This window comes from Caulobacter sp. GW821-FHT09B11, from assembly GCF_059418205.1.
On the sequence record NZ_JBWKPK010000026.1, the window covers coordinates 1 to 16,992 of the forward strand.

Here is a 16,992-nt window from a genome sequence, read left to right on the forward strand (position 1 = left end):
TCCTCCCCCTCTGGGGGAGGTGGCCCGGAGGGCCGGAGGGGGTCTTCGCGGCGCTAGCTATTGGCCCGCGCGATCAGCGCGGTGGTGCTCTGCCCCGCCTTCAGGCCCGCCAGCACCACCCGGCCGCCATTGGCCAGCACCACGTCCGAGCCGACGACAGTCTCGACCGTGTAGTCGGCGCCCTTGACCAGCACGTCGGGCTTGATGGCCTTGATCAGCTCCAGCGGGGTGTCCTCGTCGAACAGGGTGACGAGGTCGACGGCCGACAGCGAAGCCAGCACCGCGGCGCGGGCGTCCTCCTTCTGGACCGGCCGGGTCGGGCCCTTCAGGCGCTGGACCGAGGCGTCGGTGTTGAGGCCCAGCACCAGGCGGTCGCAGGCGGCCTTGGCCTGGGCCAGCAGCGAGACGTGGCCGGGGTGCAGCAGATCAAAGCAGCCGTTGGTGAAGCCCACCTTCAGGCCCCGCGCGCGCCAGCCGGCGACGATCTCCATCACCCGGGCGCGGGCGGCGATCTTCTCCTGGCCGGGATCGCCGTGGGCGCCGGCCAGCACGGCCTTCAGCTCGGCGGCGGTGACGACGTCGGTGCCGAGCTTGGCCACGACCAGGCCGGCGGCGGCGTTGGCCAGGTGGGCGGCGGCGGTCAGGTCCGCCCCGGCGGCCAGCGACAGGGCCAGGGTCGCGGCCACGGTGTCGCCGGCGCCCGAGACGTCGAACACCTCCAGGGCGCTGGCCGGCAGGTGCACGGGCGCGGCGCCGCGCGCCGACAGGGTCATGCCGGCCGCGCCGCGGGTGACGAGGGCGGCGGTCAGGTTGGGGGCGGCGGCCAGGATCGCCTCGCCGGCGGCCTCGGCGGCCTCGTCGTCGGCGCCGGTCACGCCCGTGGCCTCGGCGGCCTCGCGGCGGTTGGGCTTGATCACCGTCGCGCCGTCGTAGCGCGCAAGATCGCGGCTCTTGGGGTCGACGATCACCGGCTTGCCGGCGGCGCGGGCGGCGGCGATGGCGGCCTTCAGGACCTGCGGGGTCAGCACGCCCTTGGCGTAGTCCGACAGCACGACGACGTCGGCGCTCGCCAGGGCCGCCTCGAACGCGGCCAGCACCAGGGCCTGGTCGGCCGGGTGGCGGTCCTCGCGGTCGGCGCGCAGCATCTGGTGCGAGGCGGCGACATAGCGGGTCTTTTCAGTGGTGCGGCGGCTGGGATCGACGGCCAGGGCGCTTTCCAGGCCCGGTTCGCGCTCGACCAGGGCGGCCACCGCCTTGCCGGCGTCGTCGTCGCCGACCAGGCCGGCCAGCACGGCCTTGCCGCCCAGGGCGGCGACGTTGCGGGCGACGTTGCCGGCCCCGCCCAGCATGGTGGTTTCGCGCTCGATGGCGATCACCGCCACCGGGGCCTCGGGCGAAATGCGGTCGACCGATCCGTAGACGAACCGATCGAGCATGACGTCGCCCAGCACCAGCACGGTCTTGCCGGAAAAGGCGTCGGGCAGGCGGGCCAGGGTGTCGTCCATGGAAGCGGGGCTCGTCGGTAGGGAGAAGGCCGCTAATTGGGCGCATCAGGCGACGAGAGCAAGAGGCGGCCAAGATCCTCCCCCTCTGGGGGAGGCGGCCCGAAGGGCCGGAGGGGGGACGTTTTCAGCTTCCGGAGCGTTGGCCTGGTTCGAGCCACTCCCCCCTTCGTCGGCTGCGCCGACACCTCCCCCAGAGGGGGAGGACCTATGCCCTGGGATCCGGATGCAGCAGCACGTCGGCGCTGGGGAAGGCCGCCTTCACCCGGTCCTCGGCGGCGGTCATGATCGCATGGGCCTCCGCCAGGGTCTGGCCGGCGGCCAAGTCCATGTGGCCCTGGACGTGGATGTGCGGGCCGGCGGCGCGGGTGCGCAGCTGGTGCACGCCGCCGATGCGGGGGTCGTCGACCAGCAGGGCCAGGATCGCCTCGCGCTCCTCGACGGGCAGTTCGTGGTCCATCAGCTGATCGGCGGCCTGGCGGAACACCCCGACCGCGCCCCACAGCAGCCAGGCGGCCACCGCCAGGCCGGCGGCGGCGTCCACCCAGGTCCAGCCCAGCAGGGCGACGGCGGCGAGGCCCGCCAGGGTCACGGCGTTGGACGCCAGGTCGGCGGCGTAGTGGGCGTGGTCGCCGGCCACCGCCATCGAGCGGGTCTTGGCCATCACCGCGGCCTGGGCGCGGATCAGGGCCAGGGTCAGGCCGATCGAGACGATCATCACCAGCACGCCCCAGACGCTATGCTCGACCGGCTTGGGGTGCAGCAGGCCGCCGATCGACTCGCGCCCGATCAGAGCCGCCGAGGCGAAGACCAGGCCGCCCTGGATCAGGCTGGAGAAGGCCTCGGCCTTGCCGTGGCCGAAGCGGTGCTCGGCGTCCGGGGGCGCGGCCGCGTAGCGCACGGCGAAGAAGGTGATCAGCGAGGCCACCAGGTCCAGCCCGGAGTCGGCCAGCGAGGCCAGCAGCGCCAGCGAGCCGCTGGCCAGCCAGGCCGCGCCCTTGACCAGGATCAGGATGGCGGCGACGCCTACGGAAAGGGCGGTCACCCGGCGGGTCAGGGCTTCGGCGGAGGCGGGCGACGGGGACGGACTGCTCATGAACCTTCGCGCGGCGGGTCTATCGGGCCTCGACGCCGACCGTCCGCCTCGCGCCCTGGGCCTCGGCGGCCTCCAGCCGCTCGGCCAGCATCGACACGATCGGCTCGATGTGGCTCCACCTTAGCACGTCCGTATAGACTCCGGCTCTCACCCGTTCCTCGCCGTAGAGTTCGTACCACGGCGGCTGGCCGGGGGCGCATATCAGGCTGCGCAGCGGCGCGGGCCGATGCAGGCTCTCCAGGGCGAAGGCCTGGACGCCGACGGCCTGGCTCAGCGAGCGCACGTCCTCGACGATCTCGGGATACTGGTCGGCCAGGGCCATCTTGGCGGCGACCTCGTCGGGAGACAGCGCCAGGCGCAGGTGCTCGGGACCGGCCTCCGCATGGGCCAGCGGACCCATGACCACGGGGTAGTCGAAGACCTGGATCGGATGGCGGGCCAGCACGGCCGCCTCGGCCGCGGCGGCTCGCGCCAGGGCGTGGGTCAGGTCGTGCACCGGATTGTAGTTCTGCCAGGAGTCGGCGACCACGGTGGCCACGCCCTCGCGCACGAACATCGCGCGCAGGTCGTCGGCGATGCGGGCGAACATGCCGACGTCACTGGTCATGATGCTGCGATAGAGGTCGGCGTCATAGGCGATGCCGAACGGGTCGGCGGGGCGGGCGCCCAGTTCGGTCACCAGGGCGCGGCTGGCCTGGATGCGGGCTTCGGAGAGGCCCGAGCGCGATCCCTTGGCGATAATCGAGACGACGGGGCGCGCGCTGGCGACCCAGTTCGCCAAGCGTAGTTCGTGGCCGGGGTGCGCCACGACGAGGGCCGTTTGGGTCGGTATCAAGCGAACTCGATCTCCTTGGACATAGGAACGTGCATCTCCCCGCATCTGGGCGAACGCATGGCCTTGGGTCGGGGATCCGACTCGACGGCCGCGAGCCGCCGCCGACTCCGCATAACCCCGTTATGTGTAATTGACTTTTACGCGCTTCGTATGTCTTTCTCCGGGGCCGCCCCGATTAACTAGACGGTCGGCGAGCGACGTCAAAGAACATCCTATAGTTAAGCTTGAAGTCGCTTAATCTTTTCCCGCGAGTGCGCGCGGGCCCGTAATTTTTTGAATGAACATCGCTGTCCACGAACGTGCTGGCCCTTCGGCCGCCGGGAGGATTGATCGTGAAGACCATCATCAAATGCGGCCTGGTGGCCGCTGCTCTGCTCGTCATGCCGGCCGTCGCGTCGGCTCAGGCCACCCGCACGTGGGTGTCGGGCGTCGGTGACGACGTCAATCCGTGCAGCCGCACGGCTCCTTGCAAAACCTTCGCCGGCGCCATCAGCAAGACGGCCGCGGGCGGCGAGATCAACACGCTGGATCCGGGCGGCTTCGGCACGGTGACGATCACCAAGTCGATCACCATCGGCACCGATCCCAGCATGGGCGGCATCCTGTCGACGAGCACCAACGGCGTGGTCATCAACGCCGCGGCCACCGACGTCATCACGCTGCGCGGCCTGAACATCCAGGGCACGACCAGCGCCAACTCCGGCCTGAACGGCGTGCGGATCCTCAACGCCGGCACGGTCAACATCGTGGACTCGAACATCAGCGGCGTCCGCACCGCCGCCCCGAACGGCAACGGCGTCGTGGTGCTCAACACGGCCAACACCGTCGAGCTGAACCTCGACAACGTCAACATCAGCGAAAGCGGCCTGGTCAATGACGGCGCCGGCGTGCTCGTCATCCCCACCGGCACGGGCTCGGCCAAGGTCTCGATCAGCAACTCGGCGTTCCTCAACAACGTCCGCGGCATCCGGGGCGACAGCAGCGGCACCACCGGCACGATCGACATCGCCGTCAACAACACCCAGGTCGCCAACAGCACCCTGTCGGCCTTCTCGATCGTCTCCGGGGCGTCGTCCGCGGCCACGCTCGTGATTGACGGGTCGTCGGCGACCAGCAACAACTCTGGCATCAATTCCAACGGCGCGGTCGCCATCGTCCGGGTGTCGGGCAGCGTGATCAGCGGCAACACCAGCGGCCTGCTTCCCGTGGCCGGCGGCCAGATCATCTCGTACGGAAACAATGTCTTCGACGGCAACGGCGCATCGAACAACCCGACCTCAACGGTCACCCTGCGCTGACGACGCGGCTTCCGGCGGCTTGGAGCCGGGGTCGAAGCGAGGCTACGTGATCTGCACGGCGCCTCGCTCCGGCAGCAACTATCTGGCCCAGCTGCTGGGTTCGACGGGGGCGCTCGGGCGTCCCCTCGAATACTTCAACGGCCCGGCCCGGCGCCTGCTCGACCACCCTGACTATCCCGACGACCCGGAAGCCCAGCTGCAGGCCATCGTCCAGCTGGGCGCCACCGACAACGGCGTCTACGGCTTCAAGCTGTTCATCACCCAGTTCGAGCAGGTGGCGGCGACGCGTTGGGCGCTGCGGCTGCCGAATCTGTCGTTCGTTCACCTGGAACGACGCGACATCCTGGCCCAGGCGCTGTCCTGGGCCAAAGCCCTGCAGACCGGGCAGTACCGCTCGACCTCGGCCTGCAACGGCGCGCCCTGCTACGACGGCCCGCTGATCGCCAACTGCCTGTCGCTGATCGTCGACGAGCAGGCGCGCTGGCGGGCCTATTTTGCGGTCAACGGCCTGCGGCCGCTGACGCTCGCCTACGAGGACGTGGCGCGATCGCCGCAGGAGGGCGTCGACGCCGTCGCCCGGCTGGTGGGCCTCGAGACCGCGCCCCTCATCGATCCCGACCGCATCGACCTGCGCATCCAGCGCGACGCCGACACCGACGCCTGGGGGCGGCGCTTCGTCGAGGAGTACGGCGACCGGGTCACGCCGGTGACCACGAACCTGCGGGTGCTGACGCCGCGGGCTTGAGCATCCCTCGGTGGGCGCCGGCCGCGAAGGCGCCGTGAAACGACAAAGGGGAACGCTCGGGCCGGAGCGTTCCCCTCGTCGTGCGGCGGGCTGGGAGGCGCGCCGCCCGCCGTCGCCCCGGAAGAAGGCGACGGATCTCTTGGGCGAGCTGGTGGGAGCGGACTTTACGCCCGCTCGTGCATCGCTTCCTCGGCCGCCAGCGGCTGGGGCAGGCGGTTGATCATTTCCTTCGGGCAGACCTGCCAGAAGAGATCGCGGACGCGGTCCCAGTCGCGCAGCAGGCTCTCGGCGAAGGCCGAGTCCGTCTCGCGGGCGTGCTCGGCGATCAGCGAGCGCAGCACGCCTTCCCAATAGGGCGAGGCCAGGCGCTGGACGATGATGCTTTCGGGGTTGATGTTGGCCTGGAAGCGGTCGTGCTGGTCGAACACGAAGGCCATGCCGCCGGTCATGCCGGCCCCGAAGTTGCCGCCCGTCGGGCCCAGGATCACCACCTGGCCGCCGGTCATGTACTCGCAGCCGTTGGTCCCGCAGCCCTCGACCACCGTGGTGGCGCCCGAGTTGCGGACGGCGAAGCGCTCGCCGGCCTGGCCCGCCGCGAACAGCCGGCCCGCGGTGGCGCCGAACAGCACGGTGTTGCCCAGCAGGGTGTTGGTCTCCGGCGCCGCCAGGCCGCGCGGCGGCTTGATGACGATCGTCGCGCCCGACAGGCCCTTGCCGACATAGTCGTTGGCCTCGCCGGTCAGCTCGATGCGCAGGCCCTGCACCGCGAAGGCGCCCAGGCTCTGGCCGGCCGAGCCCTTGAGCTGGACGGTCAGGTGGCCGGCGGGCAGGCCCTTCATGCCGAACTTGCGGACGATGTGGCTCGAGGTGCGGGTGCCGATGGTGCGCGCCGTGCTGCGGACCGTGTAGGTCAGCTGCATCTTCTCGCCGCGCTCCAGCAGGGGGGCGGCGTCGCGGACGATCTGGGCGTCCAGCGTGTCCGGCACCGCGTTGCGGCCGACGACCGTGTTGTACGGCTTGTTGGCGCCCGGGTCGGCGCGAACCAGCAGCGGGTTCAGGTCGAGGTCGTCGAGGTGCTCGCCGCCGCGCGACACCTGCGCGAGGAGGTCGGTGCGGCCGACGATTTCCTGCAGGCTCTTGAAGCCCAGGCCGGCCAGGATCTCGCGCACTTCCTCGGCCACGAAGGTGAAGAGGTTGACGACCTTGTCCGGCGTGCCGGTGAACTTGGCGCGCAGCTTCTCGTCCTGGGTGCACACGCCGACGGGGCAGGTGTTGGAGTGGCACTGGCGCACCATGATGCAGCCCATCGCCACCAGCGAAGCGGTGCCGATGCCGAACTCCTCGGCGCCCATCATGGCGGCGATGACGATGTCGCGGCCCGTACGCATGCCGCCGTCGGCCCGCAGGACGACGGAGTGGCGCAGGTTGTTCAGCGTCAGCACCTGGTTGGCTTCCGACAGGCCCATCTCCCACGGACCGCCGGCGTACTTCACCGAGGTCTGGGGCGAGGCGCCCGTGCCGCCGACGCCGCCGGCGACCAGGATCACGTCGGCCTTGGCCTTGGCGACGCCGGCGGCGATGGCGCCGATGCCGGTGGCCGCGACCAGCTTCACCGTGACCCGGGCGATCGGGTTGATCTGCTTCAGGTCGTAGATGAGCTGGGCCAGGTCCTCGATCGAATAGATGTCGTGGTGCGGCGGCGGGCTGATCAGCATCACGCCCGGCGTCGAGTGACGCAGGCGGGCGATCATCTCGGTCACCTTGAAGCCGGGCAGCTGCCCGCCTTCACCGGGCTTGGCGCCCTGGGCGACCTTGATCTCCAGCTCGACGCACTGGTTCAGGTATTCGGCGGTGACGCCGAACCGGCCCGAGGCGACCTGCTTGATGGCGCTGTTGGGGTTGTCGCCGTTGGGCAGGGGCTTGTAGCGGGCAGAGTCCTCGCCGCCCTCGCCCGAGACCGACTTGGCCCCGATGCGGTTCATGGCGATGTTCAGCGCGCCGTGGGCCTCGGGGCTCAGGGCGCCCAGGCTCATGCCCGGGGTGACGAAGCGCTTGCGGATCTCGTTGACGCTCTCGACGTCGTCGGTCGAGATCGGGTTGCGGTCCGAACGCCAGTCCAGGAGGTCGCGCAGCTGGATCGGCTTCTGCGTGCGCAGGCCCGACGACCAGCGGCGATAGAGCTCGTAGTCGCCGGTGTCGCACGCCGTCTGCAGGGTGTGCATCAGGCGGGCTTCGAAGGCGTGGGCCTCGCCCGAGCGGCGCGACTTGTAGAGGCCGCCGACCGGCAGGGTGACGGCCGCCGCCTCCCAGGCCTTGCGGTGCAGCTCGACGGTCTTGCTCTCGATGCCGGCCAGGCCGATGCCCGAGATGCGCGAGGGCATGCCGGGGAAGAACTCGGCGGCCAGGGCGCGCGACAGGCCGACGGCTTCGAAGTTGTAGCCGCCGCGATACGAGGAGATGACGCTGATGCCCATCTTGGAGATGATCTTCAGCAGGCCGCCCTCGATGGACGTCTTGAAGTTGATGCAGACGTCGCGCAGCGACTTGTCGCCCACGAGGCCGCGCTCCAGGCGGTCCTGGAAGCTTTCCTGGGCCAGGTAGGCGTTGACCGCCGTGGCGCCGACGCCGACCAGCACCGCGAAATAGTGGGTGTCGAGGCACTCGGCCGAGCGGACGATCAGCGACACGTACGACCGCAGGCCCTTGCCGACCAGGTGGGCGTGGACGCCGCCGGTGGCCAGGATCATCGGCAGGCCGACGCGGGTGGCGTCGCTGGCCTCGTCGGTCAGGACGATGGCGCCGCAGCCGCGCAGGACGGCGTCCTCGGCCTCGGCGCGGATGCGGTCGAGGTTGGCGCGCAGGGCGTCGCCCGGGCGGGCCTCCTGCGCCGGCAACGGCATGGTGCAGTCGATGACCGCGACGTTCTTCTCACCCAGCAACTCGTGGATGCGGATGTACATGCCGGTGGTCAGCACCGGGCTTTCCAGCACGTAGACGTCCGCCTGCGCGGCGTCCTGGGCCAGGATGTTGCCCAGGTTCTTGAAGCGGGTCTTCAGGCTCATGACGCCGGTCTCCCGCAGGGGGTCGATCGGCGGGTTGGTCACCTGGCTGAAGTTCTGGCGGAAGTAGTGCGACAGCGGACGGTACTTCTCCGACAGCACCGCCAGCGGGGTGTCGTCGCCCATCGAGCCGACGGCTTCCTTGCCGTCCTCGACCATGGGAGCCAGGATCATCTCCAGGTCTTCCAGGCTGAAGCCGGCGGCGGCCTGGCGACGGGTCAGCTCCTCGCGGCCGAACCGGCGCGGTTCGGGACCGGGCGCGATCTCCTTTTCGAGGTCGACCATGTTGCCCAGCCACTCGGTGTAGGGGTGGCGGCCGGCCAGTTCGTCGACGATCTCGTCCTCGCCGTAGAGCTTGCCCTCGGCCAGGTCGATGGCGATCATCCGGCCCGGCGCGATGGCCAGCTTGCGGGTGATGCGGCTTTCCTCGACGCCGCACATGCCGGCTTCCGAGCCCATGATCACCAGACCATCGTCGGTGTAGGCCACGCGCAGCGGGCGCAGGCCCGAGCGGTCCTTGCCGGCCACGACCCAGCGGCCGTCGGTGGCGCACAGGGCGGCCGGACCGTCCCACGGCTCCATCACGGCGTTGCAGTAGGAATAGAGCGCCTTGTGCTCTTCGCTCTGGTTCGGGTTGCTGGCTTCCGGCACCAGCAGGGCCTTGGCCATCGGCGCGTCGCGGCCGGCGCGGACCAGCACCTCGAAGGTGTTGTCCAGGCTGGCCGAGTCCGAACCGCCCGGCTGGATCACCGGCTTCACGTCGTCCCCGAACTCACCGAAGGCGTCGGCCGCCATCTTGATCTCGTGGGACTTCATCCAGTTGATGTTGCCCTTGATCGTGTTGATCTCGCCGTTGTGGGCGAGCATCCGGAAGGGCTGGGCCAGGCGCCACTGCGGGAAGGTGTTGGTCGAGTAGCGCTGGTGGAAGATCGCCACGGCGGCGGCGAAGCGCTCGTCCTTCAGGTCCGGATAGAACTCGTCGATCGACTCGGCCAGGAACATGCCCTTGTAGATCAGCGAGCGGGCCGAGAACGAGCAGATGTAGAAGTCGGTGATGTTCTGGGCGTGCACGCGCTTTTCGATGCGCTTGCGGCACAGGAACAGGGCGCGCTCCAGGGCTTCGCCCTCGAGGCCGGCCGGCGGGGCCAGCATGATCTGCTCGATTTCCGGACGGGTGGCGTTGGCCTTCTCGCCGATCACCGAGGTGTCGACCGGCACCTGGCGCCAGCCGTAGATGTAGAAGCCGAAACGCAGGGCTTCGGCCTCGACGATCGTGCGGCAGGCTTCCTGGGCGCCGAGATCCGTGCGCGGCAGGAACACCTGGCCCACGCCGATCGGGCCGGGACGCAGGGCGTGGCCGGTGCGGCGCACCTGGTCGATGAAGAAGTCCTGCGGAACGCTGACCAGCACGCCGGCGCCGTCGCCGGTCTTGCCGTCGGCGTCCACGGCCCCGCGGTGCCACAGGGCCTTGAGGGCCTTGATCGCCAGCTCGACGACTTCGCGGCGCGGCTTGCCGTCGATGGCGCAGACCAGGCCGACGCCGCAGGCGTCGCGCTCGGTGGTCGGGTCGTAGGCGTGGCCGTCGATGAGGGCCTGGCGGTTCTTCAGATAGAGGTCGATCTGGCTCATGGTCTGATCTCTTTCCTCTTACTCAGCCGCGATCAGGGTCGCGGCCGCCTTGGCCTTCAGGTAGCGGTGCATGGCGGCGGCGGCGTCGCGGCCGTCCTTGATCGCCCACACCACCAGCGAGGCGCCGCGGACGATGTCGCCGGCGGCGAACACGCCGTCGAGATTGGTCATCTGGTGGCGCACGTCCGCCTTGACCGTGCCCCAGCGGGTGGTCTTCAGGTCGGGAGCGCCCCACAGTTCCGGCAGGTTCTCCGGCTCGAAGCCCAGGGCCTTGACCACCAGCTGGGCCGGACGGTCGAAGTCGCCGCCGGGGATCTCTTCGGGGCTGCGGCGGCCCGAGGAGTCAGGCGCGCCCAGGCGCATGCGGATGGCGCGCACGCCGGTCACCGCGTCGGCGTCGCCCGACAGGGCGCGCGGGGCGGCCAGCCACTCGAAGGTGACGCCTTCTTCTTCCGCATTGGCCACTTCGCGCAGCGAGCCGGGCATGTTGGCCTTGTCGCGGCGATAGAGGCAGGTGACCGAGGTCGCGCCCTGGCGGATGGCCGTGCGCACGCAGTCCATGGCGGTGTCGCCGCCGCCGACCACGACCACGTCCTTGCCCTCGGCGTTCAGCTCGCCGCTGTCATAGGCGGGGACGTCGTCGCCCAGGGTCTTCTTGTTGGATGCGATCAGGTAGTCGAGCGCGGGCACCACGCCCTTGTCGCCGCCGCCGGGTACGGTCAGGTCGCGCGCGGCGTAGACGCCGACGGCGATCAGCACTGCGTCGTGCTCGGCGCGCAGGTCTTCCAGGCTGGCGTCCTTGCCGACCTCGAAGCCGAGCTTGAACACCACGCCGCCGTCGGCCAGGCGCTGGGTGCGGCGCTCGACGACGTCCTTCTCCAGCTTGAAGCCGGGGATGCCGTAGATCAGCAGGCCGCCGGGGCGGTCATGACGGTCATAGACGGTGACGGCGTAGCCTTCCTCGCGCAGCTTCTCGGCGGCCGCCAGGCCCGCAGGGCCGGCGCCGACGATGCCGACCGACTGGCCGCGGTCGGCCTTGGCCGCGAGCGGCTTCACCCAGCCGTTCTCCCAGGCCTTGTCGGTCAGGTAGCGTTCGACCGAGCCGATCGTCACGGTGCCGTGACCCGACTGCTCTATGACGCAGTTGCCTTCGCAGAGGCGGTCCTGCGGGCAGATCCGACCGCAGACCTCGGGCATGGAATTGGTGGCCTGCGACAGGGCGTAGGCTTCCTCCAGCCGGCCCTCGGCGGTCATCCGCAGCCAGTCGGGGATGTTGTTGTGCAGGGGGCAGTGGGTTTGGCAGTAGGGCACGCCGCATTGCGAGCAACGCGAGGCCTGCTCGGTCGCTTTGGCGTCGATGAAGTCGGCGTAGATCTCGTGAAAGTCGCCGTTACGCTCTTCCGCCGCCCGCTTTTCAGGCGTGCGACGCGAGACGGTCGTGAATTTCAACATGCGCTCGGCCATGCGCTTCCCTCGCCCCCGATGCCGGGGAAAAATTTGCTTGCGAGGGCCTCATACGGACTCTCCCGGGCAATAAGAATGCGGTGGTCAAATCTTGGGACAAATATATCCGTGATGACGATGGGGTCATTGCGATCGACTCGCATCTATGCCCTCAAATGGTCCACTTTATGGATAAACCCTTTTTTTACCGTGTCGGGCGCACGCCCGTTTCCGCTCGCAAGAGCTTGTTTCACAAGGGAATGACATGCCGGATTGGCTGATTGCGATCGTGCTGGGCCTGATCGAGGGCCTGACGGAGTTCATTCCCGTCTCTTCGACCGGGCACTTGCTGCTGGCGGCCAAGGCCATGATGCTGCCGGCGACCCCGTGGGACACCTTCGTAGTGCTGATCCAGCTGGGCGCCGTGCTGGCGGTGGTCGCCCTCTACTTCCAGCGCCTGTGGGCGGTCGTCGTCGGCCTGCCGACCAGGCCGGAAGCGCGGCGGTTCGCGCTCAGCGTCATCGTCGGCTGCATCCCGGCCTTCGCCGCGGGCCTGGCCCTGCACGGCGTCATCAAGCACTTCTTCGAGAACCCGTTTCTGCCCCAGGTGATCTGCATCTCGCTGATCATCGGCGGGATCCTGCTGCTGATCGTCGACAAGAAGGCCCCGCCGGCCCGCGAGCACGACGGCATGAAGCTCTCTCTGAAGACGGCGTTCTTCATCGGCCTGTTCCAGTGCCTGTCGCTGCTGCCGGGCGTGTCGCGCTCGGGCTCGACCATCGTCGGCTCGATGCTGCTGGGGGTCGAGCGCAAGGCGGCCGCCGAGTTCTCGTTCTTCATGGCCATCCCGATCATGGTCGGTGCCTTCGGCCTGGACCTGATCAAGAGCTACAAGGACATCGACGTCAGCCAGGCGGGGATCATCGCCATCGGCTTCGTGGTCTCGTTCCTGTCGGGCCTGGTGGTGGTGAAGTACATGATCGACTTCATCGGCAAGCGCGGCTTCGCGCCCTTCGCCTGGTGGCGCATCGCCGCCGGGATCGCCGGCCTGGCGTTCATCTACTTCCCGCGGTGACCAAGTTCCCTCTCCCCTTGCGGGAGAGGGTGGCCTCCGAAGGAGGTCGGGTGAGGGGTTGCACGTACAGAAACGCCGCGACAGCTGATCAGCCGTCGCGGCGTTTTGCGTTTGAGAGACCCCTCATCCGTCGGCTGGCGCCGACACCTTCTCCCGCAAGGGGAGAAGGCTTTGAATTTAGAACGCGCCGGCCGGGGTCGGGGCGTACTGGCCGCCCTTGCGGTAGCGGTAGAGGTAGGACGGAACCACGGCCTCGACGGCGGTCGGGACGACGCCCAGGTCCGACAGGCCCTTGGCGCCCGGCGTGACGACGTTGTCGCCGGCCTTCAGCAGGGCAACCTGGTCGGTGGTGATCGGCGGGGCCAGCGGCAGCAGCGAGGCCTGGATGTCGCCCAGCTTGCCCACCACGCCGGCCAGCGGCCAGGGCAGGGGCGCCAGCACGCGGGCGCGGCCGGTCTCGGTCAGCACGAACGCCAGCAGCTCCTTGAAGCTGTAGACGGTGGGGCCGCCCAGCTCGAAGGTCTGGCCCGCCGCGGCCGGCGTGGCGATGATCTTGGCGATCGCCGCGGCGACGTCGCCGACGAACACCGGCTGGAACCTGGTATGGCCGCCGCCGATCAGCGGCAGGGCGGGCGCCAGCGCGGCCAGCTGGCCGAACTTGTTGAAGAACTTGTCCTCGGGGCCGAACACGACCGACGGGCGCACGATGGTGGCGGTCGGGAAGGCGGCGCGGACGGCGGCTTCGCCCTCGGCCTTGGTGCGGGCGTACTTGCTGCCCGATTCGGCGTTCGCGCCGATGGCCGAGACCTGCACCAGGCGCTTGACGCCCGCTGCGGCGGCCTGCTCGGCCACGATCTTGGCGCCCATGGCGTGCAGCGACTGGAACTGCTGGCGGCCGCTTTCCCAAAGCACGCCCACCAGGTTCACGGCCGCCTCGGCGCCGTCCAGCGCGCGGGCCACCGAGGCCTCGTTGCGCACATTGGCCTGGAAGACCTCGATCTGGCCGACATCGCCCAGCATGCGCATGCGATAGGCCAGATTGGGCTGACGCACGGCCACGCGTACGCGATAGCCCGCCTTGGCGAGGGCGCGCACCACTTGGCTTCCTACGAAGCCCGAGCCGCCGAACACCGTGACCAGACCCTGCATCTTCATTCCTCGTCGCTGCGATGAAGGGGGGATTAGACGAGCCTGGGGATGTTCGCAAGAAAAGTGAGAAATGCGATTGACGCCGTCAGAACCTTTGCATAAACGTCCGGCCCTCGCAGCGGCCCAACGGGTTGCGCCGCGGGCCCAGGTGGCGGAATTGGTAGACGCGCTGGCTTCAGGTGCCAGTGACCGAAAGGTCGTGGAGGTTCGAGTCCTCTCCTGGGCACCACCCCTTACCAACCCTCGCAGAGGCGAGGAGCGGGGTGGTTCCAAGCTTTCCATGCAATAGATATTCGGTTCATCTGGCGTGCATCGCCGGCGTCCCACTATAAGGCGTCGGAGCGGCGCCGGTCGCGACGACGCCGACGCGTGGAGACGAAAGACACTTGGCCAGCTTTGTTCATGAAGGCGACCTGCCCGACGGCGTGTTCGCCGGGGCGACGGCGATCGCCATCGATTCGGAAACCATGGGCCTGCGCCTCGGGCGCGATCCGCTGTGCGTGGTGCAGCTGTCGTCCGGCGACGGCGACGCCCACGTGGTGCGCCTGGACCGCTCGACCTATCACGCCCCGAACCTGAAGGCGCTGCTGACCGATCCGGCCGTGCTGAAGCTCTTCCACTTCGGCCGCTTCGACATCGCCATGTTCCTGCTGCATCTGGGCGTCATGACGGCGCCCGTGTACTGCACCAAGATCGCCTCCAAGCTCGCCCGCACCTATACCGACCGCCACGGCCTCAAGGACGTGACGCGCGAGCTGATGGGCGTGGAGCTGTCCAAGGCCCAGCAGAGCTCGGACTGGGGCGCGGCGTCGCTGACCCCCGAGCAGGTGGCCTACGCCGCCTCGGACGTCCTGCACCTGCATGGCCTGCGCGAGCGTTTGAACATCATGCTGGTGCGCGAGGGCCGCATGGCCCTGGCCCAGGCCGCCTTCGACTATCTGCCCCACCGCGCCGCGCTCGACCTGGCCGGTTGGGAAGACGTCGACATCTTCGCGCACGCTTAAGGGAGGCCCGGACGGTGTCGGACGTGGCGATGAGGAGCGGCTTCAAGCGCGATCTGCGGCGCTGGCGCCGGCGCTCGCGTCTGGTCCGCGCCGCGCGCGGCGCCCTGCCCGTCGTCATCCTGGCCCTGATCGGCTCTGCCGCGGGCCAGGTGATCTGGCTGACCGTGACCGCCGCCGAGCGCGCGCCGGAAAAGCCGCAGGCCCAGATCCGCATGCTCAACCCGCGCTTCTACGGCCAGTCGAGCGACGGGCGCGCCTTCCTGATCACCGCCCGCTCGGCGGTTCGCGACGACGCCGACCTCAAGCGCGTGCTGCTGGACGACCCGACCCTGACCCTGGGCATCGACGAGCCCAAGCCCAGCCGGGTGACGTCCAAGAGCGGCGTCTATCGCGAGGACAACCTCAAGCTCGTGCTGCGCGGCGACGTGCGCATGGACGACGGGGGCGGCTATCGCTTCGCGTCGGACGAGGCTTTCGTGGACACCAAGACCGGCGTGATCACCGGTGAATCCGTCCTGCAGGGCGAAGGTCCCACAGGACAGGTGAAATCCAACGCTTATTCCGTATATGACAAGGGCGACCGCATCGTTTTCCGCGGTGGTGTCCGCACGCGCCTCGATCGCGTCGACGGCGGGAAGTAGAGGACGGTGCGACAGATGAGGGCGAGGTCGATGAAACGAGCAATGGCGGTCGCTGGCGTCGCCGCGAGCCTCCTGGGCGGCCTGATGGCCGGCCCGGCCATGGCGCAGAACAATTCCAGCGCGCCGGTCGACATCTCGGCCGACGAGCAGGAGACGATCTCCAGCCAGTGCAAGACCATCTTCCGCGGCGCCGTCGAGGTGCTGCAGGAGACCTCGCGCCTGCGCGCCGCCAAGATGACCCTCTACAATCAGAAGAAGCCCGGCGGCGGCGGCAACGGCTGCGGCAACGTCGACCGCGTCGAGGCCGAGGGCGAGGTCTTCTACGTCACCCCCAAGCAGGTGGTGCGCGGCGATCGGGCGACCTACGACTATTCCTCCGACACCATCGTGGTGACCGGCAACGTGGTGGCCGTCCAGGGCCAGGACGTGGCGCGCGGCGACCGCATGGTGGTCAACACCAAGACCAACGACGTGCGCATGGAGTCCAGCGTCAAGGGCGCCGGCAAGAAGAACCGCGTGCGCGCCGTGGTCTATCCGAGCACGTCGTCGAGCACCTCGGGCGACTCCAAGAAGCCCGCCGCCAAGCCCTGAGGCCGTAAATGCAGTTTCAATCCCTGGGGGGCGGCCCGACCGAGGAAGGTCTCTATGTCGACGGCGTCGGCAAGACCTTCGGCGACCGGCCGGTGGTCAAGAACGTCTCCCTGCGCCTCAAGCGCGGCGAGGTCGTCGGCCTGCTCGGCCCCAACGGCGCGGGCAAGACCACCACCTTCTACATGGTCACCGGCCTGATCGCCGCCGACTATGGCTCGATCTATCTCGACGGCGAGGACATCACGGCCCAGCCGATGTTCCAGCGCGCCCGCCTCGGCGTAGGCTACCTGCCGCAGGAAGCCTCGATCTTCCGCGGCATGACGGTCGAGCAGAACGTCATGGCCGTGGTCGAGATGCGCGAGAAGAACGCGCGCAAGGCCCGCGAGACGGTGACCGGCATCCTGGAAGAGCTGCGGATCACCCATATCCGCAAGTCGCCGGCCGTCGCCCTGTCGGGCGGTGAGCGCCGTCGCGTGGAAATCGCCCGGGCCCTGGCCAGCGAACCGTCGTTCATGCTGCTCGACGAGCCCTTCGCCGGCATCGACCCCCTGGCCATCTCCGACATCCGCGAGGTCGTGAACTACCTCAAGAACCGCGGTATCGGCATCCTGATCACCGACCACAACGTCCGCGAGACGCTGGACATGGTGGACCGGGCCTCGATCATCGCCGCCGGCGAGGTGCTCTTCGAGGGCTCGCCGAAGGAGATCGTCGACAATCCGGAAGTGCGCCGGGTTTACCTGGGCGACAGCTTCGCCGAGCGCGCTTAAGGCCTCGGACACGATTGAGGCGGCGTCGTCTCGCCGCATGGATCTCGAGAAAGGCCTTGTTCTACAAGGCCTTTTTCTTTTTCCGAGGACGGATGGTCGCAGTGGCCCGATATTTGCTGGCGTTCGCGCCCCGTTAACCAGACTGCCCTTTCAAT

General features: G+C 69.0%; 13 protein-coding genes and 1 tRNA gene. 8 read left to right on the forward strand and 6 right to left on the reverse strand.

Going from position 1 to position 16,992, the window contains the following annotated elements; translation table 11 throughout:
* Positions 1–53 precede the first annotated feature (53 nt).
* The 3 genes from rfaE1 to AC07N1_RS18420 all read right to left on the reverse strand — a co-directional run bounded on the left by rfaE1 (position 54) and on the right by AC07N1_RS18420 (position 3,433).
* The gene (gene rfaE1, locus AC07N1_RS18410) at positions 54–1,505 is read right to left on the reverse strand and encodes a D-glycero-beta-D-manno-heptose-7-phosphate kinase (RefSeq protein WP_494673101.1); all 1,452 of its coding nucleotides are present in this window, start codon (positions 1,503–1,505) and stop codon (positions 54–56) included.
* A 205-nt stretch (positions 1,506–1,710) separates the two neighbouring features.
* On the reverse strand, positions 1,711–2,598 hold the full coding sequence (locus AC07N1_RS18415) for a cation diffusion facilitator family transporter (protein ID WP_494673102.1): 888 nt from the start codon (positions 2,596–2,598) through the stop codon (positions 1,711–1,713).
* A gap of 19 nt (positions 2,599–2,617) precedes the next feature.
* Positions 2,618–3,433, reverse strand: coding sequence for a hypothetical protein (locus AC07N1_RS18420; RefSeq protein WP_494673103.1), 816 nt, complete (start codon positions 3,431–3,433; stop codon positions 2,618–2,620).
* A 332-nt stretch (positions 3,434–3,765) separates the two neighbouring features.
* Here AC07N1_RS18420 and AC07N1_RS18425 point away from each other — a divergent pair, with 332 nt between their 5' ends.
* On the forward strand, positions 3,766–4,731 hold the full coding sequence (locus tag AC07N1_RS18425) for a hypothetical protein (protein ID WP_494673104.1): 966 nt from the start codon (positions 3,766–3,768) through the stop codon (positions 4,729–4,731).
* A 46-nt stretch (positions 4,732–4,777) separates the two neighbouring features.
* Positions 4,778–5,476, forward strand: coding sequence for a Stf0 family sulfotransferase (locus AC07N1_RS18430; RefSeq protein WP_494673105.1), 699 nt, complete (start codon positions 4,778–4,780; stop codon positions 5,474–5,476).
* Positions 5,477–5,640: 164 nt separating this feature from the next.
* Here the strand turns inward: AC07N1_RS18430 and gltB are convergent, their stop codons facing one another.
* Positions 5,641–10,164, reverse strand: coding sequence for a glutamate synthase large subunit (gene gltB / locus AC07N1_RS18435; RefSeq protein WP_494673106.1), 4,524 nt, complete (start codon positions 10,162–10,164; stop codon positions 5,641–5,643).
* Positions 10,165–10,182: 18 nt separating this feature from the next.
* Positions 10,183–11,628 carry an NAD(P)-dependent oxidoreductase gene (locus AC07N1_RS18440; RefSeq protein WP_494673107.1) on the reverse strand — a complete coding sequence of 482 codons (1,446 nt, stop codon included), beginning with the start codon at positions 11,626–11,628 and terminating at the stop codon, positions 10,183–10,185.
* Positions 11,629–11,872: 244 nt separating this feature from the next.
* Here AC07N1_RS18440 and AC07N1_RS18445 point away from each other — a divergent pair, with 244 nt between their 5' ends.
* Positions 11,873–12,682 (forward strand): undecaprenyl-diphosphate phosphatase, encoded by an 810-nt coding sequence (locus AC07N1_RS18445; protein ID WP_494673108.1) that lies wholly within the window; start codon positions 11,873–11,875, stop codon positions 12,680–12,682.
* 177 nt (positions 12,683–12,859) lie between these two features.
* Here AC07N1_RS18445 and AC07N1_RS18450 read toward each other — a convergent pair whose 3' ends face one another.
* Positions 12,860–13,831: a complex I NDUFA9 subunit family protein gene (locus tag AC07N1_RS18450; RefSeq protein ID WP_494673109.1), complete on the reverse strand. Its 972-nt coding sequence runs from the start codon at positions 13,829–13,831 to the stop codon at positions 12,860–12,862.
* A gap of 142 nt (positions 13,832–13,973) precedes the next feature.
* Here AC07N1_RS18450 and AC07N1_RS18455 point away from each other — a divergent pair.
* The 5 genes from AC07N1_RS18455 to lptB all read left to right on the forward strand — a co-directional run bounded on the left by AC07N1_RS18455 (position 13,974) and on the right by lptB (position 16,837).
* Positions 13,974–14,060, forward strand: a tRNA-Leu gene (locus tag AC07N1_RS18455).
* A 157-nt stretch (positions 14,061–14,217) separates the two neighbouring features.
* Complete coding sequence (locus AC07N1_RS18460; protein WP_494673110.1) at positions 14,218–14,835, forward strand: ribonuclease D; 618 nt, start codon at positions 14,218–14,220, stop codon at positions 14,833–14,835.
* A gap of 14 nt (positions 14,836–14,849) precedes the next feature.
* Positions 14,850–15,476: an LPS export ABC transporter periplasmic protein LptC gene (gene lptC, locus AC07N1_RS18465; protein ID WP_494673111.1), complete on the forward strand. Its 627-nt coding sequence runs from the start codon at positions 14,850–14,852 to the stop codon at positions 15,474–15,476.
* Positions 15,477–15,518: 42 nt separating this feature from the next.
* Entirely contained in the window at positions 15,519–16,067 is a 549-nt protein-coding gene (locus AC07N1_RS18470; RefSeq protein ID WP_494673112.1) for an LptA/OstA family protein, read from the forward strand.
* An 8-nt stretch (positions 16,068–16,075) separates the two neighbouring features.
* On the forward strand, positions 16,076–16,837 hold the full coding sequence (gene lptB, locus AC07N1_RS18475) for an LPS export ABC transporter ATP-binding protein (protein ID WP_494673113.1): 762 nt from the start codon (positions 16,076–16,078) through the stop codon (positions 16,835–16,837).
* The last annotated feature ends 155 nt before the right edge of the window (positions 16,838–16,992 follow it).